Origin of the sequence: Aquibacillus kalidii, assembly GCF_014280935.1 — a bacterium.
GTDB lineage: Bacteria > Bacillota > Bacilli > Bacillales > Amphibacillaceae > Aquibacillus_D > Aquibacillus_D kalidii.
In genome coordinates this window covers 1-12,780 of sequence record NZ_JACLZI010000045.1, presented here as the reverse complement: position 1 = coordinate 12,780, position 12,780 = coordinate 1, and the positions used below count along the sequence as shown (strand labels likewise).

The window sequence follows — 12,780 nt, the reverse complement described above, 5'->3', positions numbered from 1 at the left end:
TCTAATAAGTAAATAAGAGAATAACCACTGCAAAGTCTATTGAAATTAAGTCAAGAAATTATTTCGTTAACTTTTTCCTACTTTCCCGTATTTGCCACCTCCGCCTGGGGTGAGGTTAAGACTACCTTCTCGCATAGCGATAATAGAGGATGCGATTTGTTCACTGACGACGTTTTTCAATTCACTTTTAGAAACATTATGAATAATATTCATTTCCGTACCAAAATTGCTTAACAACTTTTCAAATGTCTTAGGTCCCAAAGTAGGAATGTAATCAAGCGGTACCTGATTTGTATACCTTGGTCTATTTGTAGCTGTCTTTGTACCATTTGCTAGCTCTGCAATTCGATCAGAAACACCTTTAATCACCTTATTAGAATCACAATTATCGCATACCCTTTTTTCTTTTTTGGGAGTTAGACACTCTTTACAGACAGTAACGTGATATTTTCCTAGAAGTGGATTTAGACCAAAATTTTCTAATACTTGTCTTCCTTCAATACCATGTAAGGCCCATTCTAATTCTTTAAAAGAAGGTGTGTTCATTTGAATTTTTTGATACTCTCTAGCAATCTTAGCTAAGGAGTGCGCATCTGAATTTGTTACATATGTATAAGAGTGTAACTCGGATAAACAATCTGCCATTTTAGTATCAGCACTAAGCCCTAATTCTATCGCATCAATTAAGTCTGGGTCTAACACCTCTGTTAAAGACTGCTTCACACCCTTTCCATAGAGACTTTTAAACGGCGTAAAAACATGTGCTGGTATAAATAATCCTTCTAGTTGCTTCACTTTATATTGAAGCTCTTTCGCTGTTCCATAAATCCGTTGAGAACTCAAATTTATATTAGTCATCCTATCTGATAACCAGGAAGTAAATTCTTTCATTTGTGATAATGTTGGAAGAAAACATAGTACATGTATGGGCCCATGACAGTTTTCATCATATATTTCAATCTCACAACCTAATAATAGGGTTACTTTTTCAAACTTAATCCCACCTTCTTCTAAGGGAACGGCTTCTCCCTTTGAGATTAGATTCTCGATCTCATCCTGAACAGATGGTACATGGCAATCTATAATTCCTACCATATCGATACCTTTATTTCTGCTTGATTCCTTTAACACATTTGTTAAGGTTAATGTTTTTGATCCAGTAATTTTTACTGGTTTATTGTCTTTATCACGACCAATGTGTATGTGTAAATCAACATAATAAGGTGCTAGTGTCACGATTACTTCATTCCTTTTAATTGAAGATATTGAATAGCAAATATCGTTTTTGCGTCATGTATCTTTTGTTGTTTAATAAGTTCTAGCGCATCTTCTAAACTAAGCTCCATTAATTCTACAAATTCATCTTCATCTAGATCCTTCGTTTCTGTTAACAACTCTAATTTATCCGTAAAAAAGATATAGAGAATTTCGTCAGCAAAGCCTGGCGAAGTATAAAATGACGAAACTAATTCTAGCTCATTCGTCGTGTACCCTGTCTCTTCCTCTAATTCTCTCTTTGCCGTAACAATAGGTTCCTCCCCTAACTCTAGCTTACCGGCAGGAATCTCAACTATACTCTTTTCTAGTGGTTTTCTATATTGCTCTACAAAGATAATTTTGTTTTCTTTTGTGACAGCAATAACCGCAACTGCACCGGGGTGTTTGACTAATTCACGGTTAGAAGTTTTCCCGTTAGGCAATGTCACTTCATCAACTTGTACATTTATTACCCTTCCCTTAAAGATTTGTTTGGACTGGATTGTTTTTTCTTCAAAATTGGTCATTTATCTAATCTCCTCTTTGATTTATTGACAAAGAATTTATGTATAACGATTATTTTAACATAACCTAGCATTCACTTTCGTTGTATTTGACATTCATTGATTTTAAAATAGGACATGAGTATATGGAAAGGTGGTTTTTTTATGAAACAAAATAAATTAGGTAAATCAGATCTTTTTGTATCAGAGCTAGCTCTAGGCTGCATGTCTCTTGGTACAGATGAAAAGAAAGCTACTTACATTGTTGATGAAGCTATAGATCGAGGAATAAATTATTTAGATACCGCTGATCTTTATGACCAAGGTAAAAATGAAGAAATCGTAGGAAAGGCAATAAAATCTAAAAGAGATCAAATTATTTTAGCGACAAAAGTTGGAAACCATTTAAATGAGGATGGTAGTTGGTTTTGGGATCCGTCTAAGAGCTACATTAAACAACAGGTAAAAGAGAGTTTAAAGAGGCTTCAAACTGATTATATCGACCTTTATCAATTGCATGGCGGTACAATTGTTGACCCCATTGATGAAACCATTGAGGCCTTTGAGGAATTACAGAAAGAGGGTTTGATTCGTTATTATGGTATCTCTTCTATCCGCCCGAATGTCATTAAGGAATATGTGAAGCGCTCCAATATTGTTAGTGTTATGATGCAATACAGTTTACTAGACCGTAGACCCGAGGAAGAGATTCTAGATTTATTAGCAAAAAACGAAATTAGTGTTGTAGCAAGAGGGCCTGTTGCAAAGGGGATGTTATCAGACAATAGTAAAGAAGCAGTGTTACATAAGGGGGCATCTGGATATTTAGAATACTCCCAGGCTGAATTAGAAGAGATTACAAATAAACTTCAGACATTCTCTAAGAATACTAAACATTCTATTACTGGTATTGCATTACAGTACGTACTACACCACCCAGCATTAGCAAGTGCTGTTTTTGGAGCAAGCAGTATCAGTCAGCTTGAAAATAACATAACTTCTCTTCAGGCTGAAAGATTAACGATTGACCAAGCTAAAGAGTTACAGCAAATAACCAAACCACTCCAATACATGAATCATCGATAATGATGATGCTACCTTACCAAAAAGAACACCGTTATTAGTGTGCGGTGTTCTTTTTGGTGGTTATTTCCTAAAACTTTATTTGAATTTTTTCCAATCCATGTTACTTTCTGCTAGTAACTCTTCAAAGCTTTTATTTTTTTCTTTTCTTCTCCGTTCTTCGATTCTTTCCTGCCGTTGTCTTTCTTCAACTTCTTCTTGTTGTTTTTGTAAGGTTTGTTTTTTAGATGCAAGTTTTGAAACCAAATCACCATTGAGTCTATCCTTTAATGTATTCCCAAGACCCTCATTGCGCTTATCTTTTTTCATGCAACGTCACCTTTTAATAAGTCGCCTTCAGGTATGATTGGATTTAGAATACCTGAAGGACTTGATAATCGAAAACTGTTTCCATTAAAATCCAACTTCATTTGCTCTGCAAAAAATGTTGCTTGTTGTTTATGAACAATGACCTCAAACGGATCATTTTCCACTTTCATAAAGGTATGATTCGTTTCTTTTACTAGGCGGATGGTTGGTAAACCATTTACTCCACACCCGCAATCTACTGTATCATAATATAACCATAGGAAACGAGCTCCCGATTGGTTTAATTCTTGTATTTTCTTAGTGGCTGCAGAAGTAACCTGTAAGTTCACTAGAAGGTCCCCCTTTATTTATAGTAATTCTCATTAAAAAAATATCACAAGTCTTTTCAATAGTACAGAGATTGAAACTCATTTTTTATTAAACTGGCTCTTTAACATCCGTTCTGTTAATTTTGGAAACAAGTTGTAAAATTTACTCCCCATTTCCATCCATCCTGGCATATTAATCTCCCTTTTATTTGTAAATAATGCTTTCGTTATGTTGCGAGCAACTTTTTCTGGATCAAGCATGTACCGTCCAATCGCTTTCTGATAATTACCAGAAGGGTCTGCCATGTCAAAAAAATTAGTACGGACAGGGCCTAGATTAACAGTAGTCACAAACACACCTTGATCTTCTACTTCTAGTCTCAATGCATTTGAAAAACCGATTACTGCATGCTTTGTTGCACTATAAACTGATGATTTAGGGGTAGCAATTTTCCCTGCTTGGGAGCCTATATTTATGATGTGACCTTCTCGTCTATTAATAAAATACGGAAGAATTTCATGGGTACCCATTATAAGTGCATACACATTTAGTTGAAACATTCGCTCTATATCTTCCCAATTTGTTTCCCCTACTTTATTAAATATCCCGAAACCTGCATTATTAATTAAGGCATCAACTTGGGCAATATCCTCCATTATTTGATGTAACGTTCTTCTCCACTCAGATAAATCAGTCAAATCAGCCTGATAAAACGAGCATTTAACCGAATAAGTTGATTCCAGCTCCATTTTCATTCGTTTCAGTTTATCTACGGAACGGGCTACTAATATAGGATTACCACCTTGCTCTGCAACTTGTAGCGCGATTTCTTCCCCTATTCCAGAAGAAGCACCTGTAATAATGATGTTTTTATTTCGTAATTTAGTCATAGTCTCACCTGTCCTTTAGTACCAATACTACTATTTAAATGCTGCTTTTATTGTTTCCGTTAATAATAAAGGTAATTGTTCAAAACTATATTCTAATTCTAACCTTTCTGTCCATTGGTGAGGGTCTTTCCCCAAAGGTCCCATATTAATAATTGGCATCGAAATGTCTTCAAGTATTTCTTCCGGGATCTGATAACCATTATGTTGTAAAGGTAAATTGTTCACCAGTGGCATTAAATTTCCCTTTGCATTAGAGGGTCCTATAAAACTTAAATCAGATAATCCAGGAAAATACTCTAATTCTTTTAGTTTAACCTTAAATTTATCTAATGATAGTTGCTGAACCTGATGAACAAGCCTACGAACGAAAGAATTACCATGTGACGATACAGCTGGATAAAAAGGCGGACTATAAAAGATAACAATCATTGGACCAAGATCTTTACATAAAGATGCAAGATCTTGAACGAGAAGTGTTGAGAAATCACGGTCACCTTGCTGACGTTGACTAATTAATAAATTTTGTCTTCTTTCCATTTCCTTTTTCCCGTAACGTTTTATTGCTATGTCATATAGCTCCTCATACAGAAACACCTTAATACTAATAGTCGGCTTTATAAAATCATGGTCATATTTCGAATAGTTATCTACTTTATTATTAAAGTGCTCTATGATAGCATTTCGAGCATTATTAGCAGCATTTATTAATTTATCATTTATTTCGGAGATAGATTGCTTTAGATAAAGTACATTATACATGGCAACAGCAGTTGTCGGTGTTTGTACAGAGTATTCTTCCTTTAAATCACGTTGCATTAAACTTACTGGTGGTGGAGTCACTTCATCACCATTTTCCTCAATAAAGTTTTCATTTAATTCTAATTCTCTGGAGAGATAACTGATCATCATGTTTGCATTTAATCCTGCAAACGGTTCTCCAACATGGGTTTCTTTACCATAACAGAAGAAACCCGGTAGAACTTTTCCGATTGAGCCAGAATATAAGTAATAATTTGAATCACCAGGATACCTACTAAACATTGGTTCCCCATTGATACAAACCAGGTAATTTAAGTTTTTCTCCTGTTTATACTGTTTAATGATCGGTAATGCAGTTAACATTCCTAAAGAGTTAACTTCTTCATCTGGTACTGTTACCAAAAGGAGATTACCCGTAAACTCACCATTTATTGCTTTTTCTATCATGGATAAATGAATAGCTAACCCTGCCTTCATGTCCATAACACCTCGGCCGAATAACCAAGAAGATGAGTCCATATCTTTTTGGACTAGTGACGGTAAATCCTTATTCCTTTTCATCATTTCTTCCGTTAATTCTCTTGGGTGAAAGGCTAAATTTTTCAGTGACCCATAGTCATCTACTCCTACGACATCAAAATGACTTAGTAATAAGACAGTATCACTAACATCCTCTTGCTTAACTAATGCCGTTAATAGCTGTCTACCATCACTCAGGGGGTGTAATTGTAAATTTTCTGAATGCTTTTGAAAATATGGGTAATCGCTTAATAGGGAATGAACAAACTGAGGGAACTCAAGTTCAGCTTCACTACCTGTAATACTAGGGTAACGAACTAATGAACATAATAAATCAGTCAATTGTTGTCTAGATTTCCATTGTTCCAAATCAAAACTCCCTTTCAAATTGACTTTTTTGTTAAAATGTACCACAATCATTAAGAAAACTCTTAGTGAAAAGGTGATGCTTTTGAAAACGATTATTTTCGCGCATCGAGGTGCTAGTAAACTAGCTCCAGAAAATACAATGCCTGCATTCGATTTGGCTTATCAAATGGGTGCAGATGGAATTGAGACAGATGTACAACTGACGAAAGACCACGTTCCTGTCTTAATCCATGATGAAAATGTAAGACGAACTACAGACGGAACAGGCTTTGTTCAGGATTATACATTGGAAGAATTACAAAAGTTAGATGCAGGATCATGGTTTTCCGAACACTATGCAGGTACTACTATCATATCACTTGATCAGTTCCTAAGTTGGATTAAAGATAAAAATCTTAAAATTAATATTGAATTGAAAAATAATGTTATCGACTATAAAAACTTAGAAAAAATAGTATATGACCTTCTTAAAAAATACGACGTTCTTACAAGAACAGTTATTTCCACTTTTAATGCGGAAAGTGTTAAAAGACTGGAAGGTATAGACAAAGATTTGACAACCGCTTTTTTAACCTCAAGTAAAATTAAAGATCTTGTTGGTTATTCAAAAAATTTAGGGGCTACTGGTCTGCATATCCGCTATCGTCTGTTAAATCGTTCCATAGTCAGAAATGCGCACAGTAACAATATGTATGTAGCAACATATACAGTGAACAGACCAACTCAAATTATGCGTTGCTTTAAACTAGGTTGTCATGCTATTTTCACTGATGTACCGCATGTTGCCATTGATACACGAAAACAATTTGAAACAAAAGCTAATAAGGATAGTAATTAATGCCAATAATTTATGGATGAAGTCCTGCATTAATTAATTTACTATTATAATGCAATACACTCCACGGTATGTAACAGGAGGTTTACGTAATGAGATTAATTTTCCTAGGGACTGGGGCAGGTGTACCTAGTAAAGAACGAAACGTATCTTCTATCGCGTTAGAAATGCAACAAGAAAACGGTTCTGTTTGGCTATTTGATTGCGGGGAAGCGACCCAACACCAAATTCTCCGGACTAATATACGACCAAGAAAAATAGATAAAATTTTCATCACACATTTACACGGGGATCACATTTATGGTCTCCCTGGTTTCCTTAGCAGTCGATCATTCCAAAACGGGGAATCAGCATTAACTATATATGGCCCTAAAGGGATTAGAGAATTCGTAGAAACTAGCTTGCAAATCAGTGGAACTAGGCTCGCATATCCCCTTAATTTCGTAGAAGTGTCAGATGGAATTACCTATGAAGACGAACAATTTGTCGTTTCCTGTGCTAAATTAGATCATGGGATTATTAGTTATGGTTACCGGATTGTGGAAAAAGATTTACCAGGGCAGTTACAACCTAATAAATTAAAAGACATTGGGGTACATCCTGGACCTATTTATAAACAAATAAAAGAAATGGATCAAGTTCAATTAGAAAACGGGGAAATTTTGTATAGAAAAGATTTCATCGGGCCTGAAAAACCCGGAAGAATTGTAACGATTTTGGGGGATACGCGATATGTTCCTACTCTAGACGAATTTGTAAGAGACTCGGATGTGTTAGTTCATGAATCTACATTTGAACAGTCTCAGGAAGAATTAGCTTATAACTATTTTCATTCTACAACGAAGCAGGCTGCACTACTGGCTAAGGATGGGCAAGTTAAAAAACTCATTTTGACCCATATCTCCTCTAGATATCAGGACGATAGCAATGACCATCTAAGACAAGAAGCACAAGAAACGTTTGAAAATACGAGCATTGCTCATGACTTTTTTGAGATAGAAATCCAAGCAAAAAACTGATTTTATATATCATTAAAATCAGTTTTTCTTATTGTTTATAATCATCTAAAAAGTCTTTCTGAAAACTAGTTCGAGGTTGCTCTTGGTCATCTTCATACTTAAAAGTTTTAAAAGGATTCTCTCCGTACTTGTCAGTCAACTTATCGATTGCTTCATATAATTTTTCTTTACTAGCATCTTTTTCGTAGGTAAACAAATCAAGTTGTTGGGCTACATCCTTCTTTTCTGCGATATCTTGGACAGTAACCCCCAATAACCTAATTGCTTCCCCATTCCAGTTTTGATTAAATAGGTCGTAACTAACAGAGAAAATATCCTCTTCCTCCTCTATGTAATCGGGAAGTTTTATACTCCTAGTTATTGTCTTTCTGTTATGAAATCTGATCATCACTTGAATATTTCGACCTACCGCTTGTTTCCTCTTCAACCTTCTTGTTACATTTCGTACCAAATGCCTCATTAATTTTTTAATTTCTGATTCATCGGTTGTATCATGAGGTAACGTTTCTGAACTACCAATACTTTTAAAATCATATATAGCATCTGGGTCAACCGGACTTGGATCAATCCCGTTGGCACGATTTTGAAGACGTTCTCCATTAATTCCTAAAACTCGTTTTAACTGGTACGAATCTGCTTCTACTAGGTCTTTAATGGTAAAGATCTTTAAATTGTTTAACTTATCTGCTGTTTTTTTACCGATTCCATACATTTCTCCTACTGGTAAAGGCCATAACTTTTCATCCAGGTCTCGTTTACGCAAAATAGTAATACCCATTGGCTTTTTCATATCAGAAGCCATTTTAGCTAAGAATTTGTTTGGTGCAATCCCGATACTACAAGGTAAATCTAACTCAGACTTTATCCTCTTCTGGATAGTTTCTGCAATAAAGATTGGGGATCCTAAAGATTCACAATCTGTAATATCCATGTACCCCTCATCAATAGAAACTGGTTGAACAAAAGGGGTTATATCTGACAATATTTTAAACATTGACTTAGATGCTGATCGATAGCGTTCAAAATTAGGTCTCATTACGACAAGGTCTGGACAAAGCTTCCTAGCTTCCCATAAAGGCATAGTTGTTTTGACACCTTTTTCTCTAGCTTCATAACTACTTGTTACAATAATTCCTCGTCTTTCCTCCGGGTTGCCTGCAATAGCTAATGGTTTACCTTTAAGTTTAGGATCGTAAGCCATTTCAACAGATGCATAAAAGCTATTCATATCAACATGTAAGATAACTCTTCCTTGTTTCGGATACCATTTCGACATATTTATCTCCCTTTAGAGAACAACTGTTCCGAAAAATAATTATAGCATAGAAGGAGGCATGTACAAAGAGTTTAAACTGAAGTGAATAGTTTATAAGCCGAACTAGGAATTCAGCTCGTTAAATTAGCCAACCCTGACTGGATTGGCTAATTAACTCTTTTAGCTTGCTACTTCTTTGGCAATTGCTGTTATTAACTCAGCTACTTTTACTAATTCGGTTATTGGCATTTTTTCATTAGTTGTATGGATATCTTCATAACCTACAGCAAGATTAACTGTTGGTATGCCATGTCCAGCAATTACATTAGCGTCGCTACCACCACCGCTTTGTAAAAGTTCACTTTCCCTACCAATTCGCTTAGCAGCTTTTTTGGCAATTTCAACGACATGGTCCCCTTCTTGGTGTTTAAAACCAGGGTACATCACTTTTATTTCAACATCTACACTGCCACCCATTTGTTTCGCTGTATCTTCAAATGCTTCTTTCATTTTTTGCACTTGTGCTTCCATTTTCTCAGGGATTAATGAGCGCGCTTCAGCAAGAATTTCAACATAATCACAAACTATATTAGTTTGTTGACCACCTTGAAAACGACCTATATTAGCTGTAGTTTCCTCATCAATTCTACCAAGAGGCATTTTAGCAATAGATTTGGCTGCAATCGTAATTGCTGAGACACCTTTCTCAGGAGCAACACCGGCATGAGCGGTTTTTCCTTTCACAATAGCATTGACTTTTGCTTGAGTAGGAGCAGCTACAATTATATTACCCACACTTCCGTCACTATCCAATGCATATCCAAATTTAGCTTTAACGAGGCTCATATCTAGCTCTTTTGCTCCTACAAGACCAGACTCTTCCCCTGCAGTAATAATGAATTGAATATCCCCATGTTCCACATTTGTTTCTTTCATAACCCTAATCGCTTCGAACATACCTGCCAAGCCTGCTTTATCATCTGCACCAAGAATTGTAGTACCATCTGTTACAATATAACCATCTTTTATAGTAGGTTTAATATTTTTACCTGGAACTACAGTATCCATATGAGAGGTGAAATAGATAGGATCTACACCTTCTTTGTTTCCTTTTAATGTACAAACTAGATTACTTGCACCATGCCCTGTCTTTTCTTTACTATCATCTTCGACTACATCAAGTCCTAAATCTGTAAACTTTTTCTTCAACACTGCAGATATAGCTGCCTCTTCTTTTGTTTCTGAATCAATTTGCACTAATTCTAAAAATTCATCAATAAGCCTTTTTTCATTAACCATTTTAGGTCCTCCCTATATGTACACTTTCTATTAAACGTTAGCGAAACCGATTAATAATGTCAATCTTTTAACTTCTAATTGAACTAGCTATGAATTATCCAATTAATAGAAAGGAAACATGTCTTGTCCAAATTAATATTTCAAGGTAAAATAATAATAGCAACTTGCTTAAAGGGGGCAAAATAATGGCTGCGAAAACTAGCGTTCAACAACAACCAAAACGTAAAAAGTCAAAACGAGAAAAACGAATTAAAATAATAGTGTACATTATGATCATTGCAATGGCCTTATCTACTTTCACATATGGACTAGCTGCTTTTATTTAATTGAAACTTGACCGTTCACCCCACCAGGATCCTTCAGGGTGGGGATTAGTGATGAGAAAGAGGGACTGCGTTCTTATTAGCAGTCCCTCTTTCTCATCTAATTGCGTTCCATTCACTTGCAATCGATTGAAAGTCTTTATCCTCATCCGTTATATATATTTTAGTTCCCATAGGAATGTTGGAAAAAAGTTCTTCCACATCCTTATTCTCCATTCTTACACATCCAGCAGATGCATTCTTTCCGATAGAACTAGGATTATTTGTTCCATGCAAACCGTATATTCTTCCATCTGTATTCTCAGCATTAAAACCTATCCATCTTGTACCTAATGGGTTATCTGGTGAACCACCAGGAATATTTTTCTTACGATAATAAGGTTCAACTGCCTTAACAGTTACGGTATGCAAACCGTTCGGGGTCAATTCATTCGTAGCTCCAGTAGCAACATCGTATATCTTCTGGATTTGGTTATCGTCAACATAAGCTAATTGGTTTACTTGTTTATTGACTATGATAAATGGAGCGTTTGGTGTAGGGTTTTCTCCTAACGGCCATAAAGGTGATAAAATCACCATTAAAGAAAGAAGCGCACTTTTCATTAAACACACCTCATTTCATCCTTTTCTAGTAGTGTACCCAATAAAAGAGTGCCCATTCTTTCCTATCATGCTCGTAATTTCTGTCTTGGCGTACTGTTCTTTTTTAGCACTAAATATTGTTCAATTTCATGTAATAATCTGAACAAGTTTGCCCTAGATTCAAACTCAATTCTCGTTTTAGGTAGTTCACTCTGCTCAAATTCTCTCCTTAATTTTCTAAGAGTTTGAAGGTGAGTCATCGCTGTATTCCCTGGATGGACTGCTTCTGCTAATTCTTCTAAGAAATCAGCAATTCGATAGGACTGTTCATAAAGAACTGTCATTTGGCTTGCTAAGGGAATCATTCTTCTTAGTAATTCAAATTGTCTAGAACGCATCGCAAAATAATCCCGAAAAGAATGTTTTCCCCGTAATAGATGATTTTCAATATCTCGTAGCACCAATCTTTCGGCATCTTTAAGCAAAGTCTCCGTTTCTGTAATTTCCTTGCCATTCCAGGCTTGGTTGCCATTTCGAAGGTATGAACCAATCTCCTGTAGAATGATACGGAAATTATCTTCTACCTTCTCTTGCATCCTTTTTAAATTCGTATCTAAGCTTGGCATATATAAATTTAACACTAAGGCCACACCAATTCCTATGGTGATTATAAAAAACTCATTTAATATTAAAGACAGAGTAATGTTTTTTGAACTGTACAAATGTAATAGGATGACAGAGCTTGTAACGATTCCAGGTGATAACTGTAACGGAATTGTTGTCGGGATAAATAATAGTAACAAGATTCCAATAGCCAACGGATGGTAACCGATTAATTCAAAAATTATGAATGCAAACAACATTGATAAAACACAGGCACCAAATCGATGCCATGACGTCAAAAAAGAACTCTTTCTTGTTGGCTGAATACAAAGAAGTGTAATAATGCCCGCTGAGACATAATTATCTAGCTGCATTAGTTCTGCTATCCAAATAGCAAGTGGTGTGCCAATTGCCGTTTTAAGTGTACGATACCCTATTTTCATGAAGAGAACTCCTATCATCCAAGTGGTATTAATTTAGCTCCTTTATAACAATTATTGTATCTGACACATTTCCTATAGACTCTCCAGTTAGAAATAAGATAGGCGATATAACGAAGCGAATTCTTTTGGTTTTTCTAACTTCGCGACGTTAGCTGCCCTCTAACGAAGTGAATTTTTTTGGTTTTTCTTATTTCGCGACGTAAGGAGCCCTCTAACGAAGCGAATTCTTTTGGTTTTTCTATTTTCACGACGTAAGGAGCCCTCTAACAAAGCGAATTCTTATAGTTCCTCTAATTTCGCGACGTTAGCTACCCTCTAACGAAGCGATTTCTTTTGGTTTTTCTATTTTCACGACGTAAGGAGCCCTCTAACGAAGCGAATTCTTTTAGTTTTTCTTATTTCGCGACGTAAGGAGCTCTGTAA

At 35.7% G+C, this 12,780-nt stretch carries 14 protein-coding genes; 4 read left to right on the top strand and 10 right to left on the bottom strand.

The annotated features are described in order from the left end of the window. Positions 1-66: 66 nt before the first annotated feature. Together H7K77_RS13060 and H7K77_RS13055 are read right to left on the bottom strand one after the other, a co-directional pair. Complete coding sequence (locus H7K77_RS13060; RefSeq protein WP_186578294.1) at positions 67-1,236, bottom strand: endonuclease Q family protein; 1,170 nt, start codon at positions 1,234-1,236, stop codon at positions 67-69. A 2-nt stretch (positions 1,237-1,238) separates the two neighbouring features. Further along, the gene (locus H7K77_RS13055) at positions 1,239-1,784 is read right to left on the bottom strand and encodes an NUDIX hydrolase (protein WP_186578293.1); all 546 of its coding nucleotides are present in this window, start codon (positions 1,782-1,784) and stop codon (positions 1,239-1,241) included. Positions 1,785-1,925: 141 nt separating this feature from the next. Here H7K77_RS13055 and H7K77_RS13050 point away from each other — a divergent pair, with 141 nt between their 5' ends. Next, on the top strand, positions 1,926-2,846 hold the full coding sequence (locus H7K77_RS13050; protein WP_186578292.1) for an aldo/keto reductase: 921 nt from the start codon (positions 1,926-1,928) through the stop codon (positions 2,844-2,846). Positions 2,847-2,921: 75 nt separating this feature from the next. Here H7K77_RS13050 and H7K77_RS13045 read toward each other — a convergent pair whose 3' ends face one another. The 4 genes from H7K77_RS13045 to H7K77_RS13030 all read right to left on the bottom strand — a co-directional run bounded on the left by H7K77_RS13045 (position 2,922) and on the right by H7K77_RS13030 (position 5,998). Next, positions 2,922-3,152: a YqkE family protein gene (locus tag H7K77_RS13045; RefSeq protein WP_186578291.1), complete on the bottom strand. Its 231-nt coding sequence runs from the start codon at positions 3,150-3,152 to the stop codon at positions 2,922-2,924. Continuing rightward, positions 3,149-3,481 (bottom strand): iron-sulfur cluster biosynthesis family protein, encoded by a 333-nt coding sequence (locus H7K77_RS13040; protein ID WP_186578290.1) that lies wholly within the window; start codon positions 3,479-3,481, stop codon positions 3,149-3,151. Before H7K77_RS13040 ends, H7K77_RS13045 begins: the two co-directional genes overlap by 4 nt. A 78-nt stretch (positions 3,482-3,559) precedes the next feature. Continuing rightward, entirely contained in the window at positions 3,560-4,351 is a 792-nt protein-coding gene (locus H7K77_RS13035) for an SDR family NAD(P)-dependent oxidoreductase (protein WP_186578289.1), read from the bottom strand. A gap of 30 nt (positions 4,352-4,381) precedes the next feature. Beyond that, positions 4,382-5,998 carry a M20/M25/M40 family metallo-hydrolase gene (locus H7K77_RS13030; protein ID WP_186578288.1) on the bottom strand — a complete coding sequence of 539 codons (1,617 nt, stop codon included), beginning with the start codon at positions 5,996-5,998 and terminating at the stop codon, positions 4,382-4,384. An 82-nt stretch (positions 5,999-6,080) separates the two neighbouring features. Here H7K77_RS13030 and H7K77_RS13025 point away from each other — a divergent pair, with 82 nt between their 5' ends. Together H7K77_RS13025 and rnz are read left to right on the top strand one after the other, a co-directional pair. After that, positions 6,081-6,836 carry a glycerophosphodiester phosphodiesterase gene (locus tag H7K77_RS13025; protein ID WP_186578287.1) on the top strand — a complete coding sequence of 252 codons (756 nt, stop codon included), beginning with the start codon at positions 6,081-6,083 and terminating at the stop codon, positions 6,834-6,836. A gap of 89 nt (positions 6,837-6,925) precedes the next feature. Further along, entirely contained in the window at positions 6,926-7,852 is a 927-nt protein-coding gene (gene rnz / locus H7K77_RS13020; protein WP_186578286.1) for a ribonuclease Z, read from the top strand. Between the two features lie 28 nt (positions 7,853-7,880). Here the strand turns inward: rnz and H7K77_RS13015 are convergent, their stop codons facing one another. Both H7K77_RS13015 and H7K77_RS13010 read right to left on the bottom strand, forming a co-directional pair. After that, complete coding sequence (locus H7K77_RS13015) at positions 7,881-9,128, bottom strand: DNA polymerase IV (RefSeq protein WP_186578285.1); 1,248 nt, start codon at positions 9,126-9,128, stop codon at positions 7,881-7,883. A gap of 159 nt (positions 9,129-9,287) precedes the next feature. After that, positions 9,288-10,406, bottom strand: coding sequence for a M20/M25/M40 family metallo-hydrolase (locus tag H7K77_RS13010; RefSeq protein ID WP_186578284.1), 1,119 nt, complete (start codon positions 10,404-10,406; stop codon positions 9,288-9,290). A gap of 185 nt (positions 10,407-10,591) precedes the next feature. On the opposite strand from H7K77_RS13010, the gene prli42 reads away from it, so the two are divergent. Continuing rightward, on the top strand, positions 10,592-10,732 hold the full coding sequence (prli42, locus tag H7K77_RS13005) for a stressosome-associated protein Prli42 (protein ID WP_186578283.1): 141 nt from the start codon (positions 10,592-10,594) through the stop codon (positions 10,730-10,732). 93 nt (positions 10,733-10,825) lie between these two features. On the opposite strand, the gene H7K77_RS13000 is transcribed toward prli42, so the two are convergent. Both H7K77_RS13000 and H7K77_RS12995 read right to left on the bottom strand, forming a co-directional pair. Then, positions 10,826-11,332 carry a L,D-transpeptidase gene (locus tag H7K77_RS13000; RefSeq protein WP_186578282.1) on the bottom strand — a complete coding sequence of 169 codons (507 nt, stop codon included), beginning with the start codon at positions 11,330-11,332 and terminating at the stop codon, positions 10,826-10,828. Between the two features lie 65 nt (positions 11,333-11,397). Continuing rightward, complete coding sequence (locus H7K77_RS12995; protein WP_186578281.1) at positions 11,398-12,357, bottom strand: aromatic acid exporter family protein; 960 nt, start codon at positions 12,355-12,357, stop codon at positions 11,398-11,400. Positions 12,358-12,780: the final 423 nt, after the last annotated feature.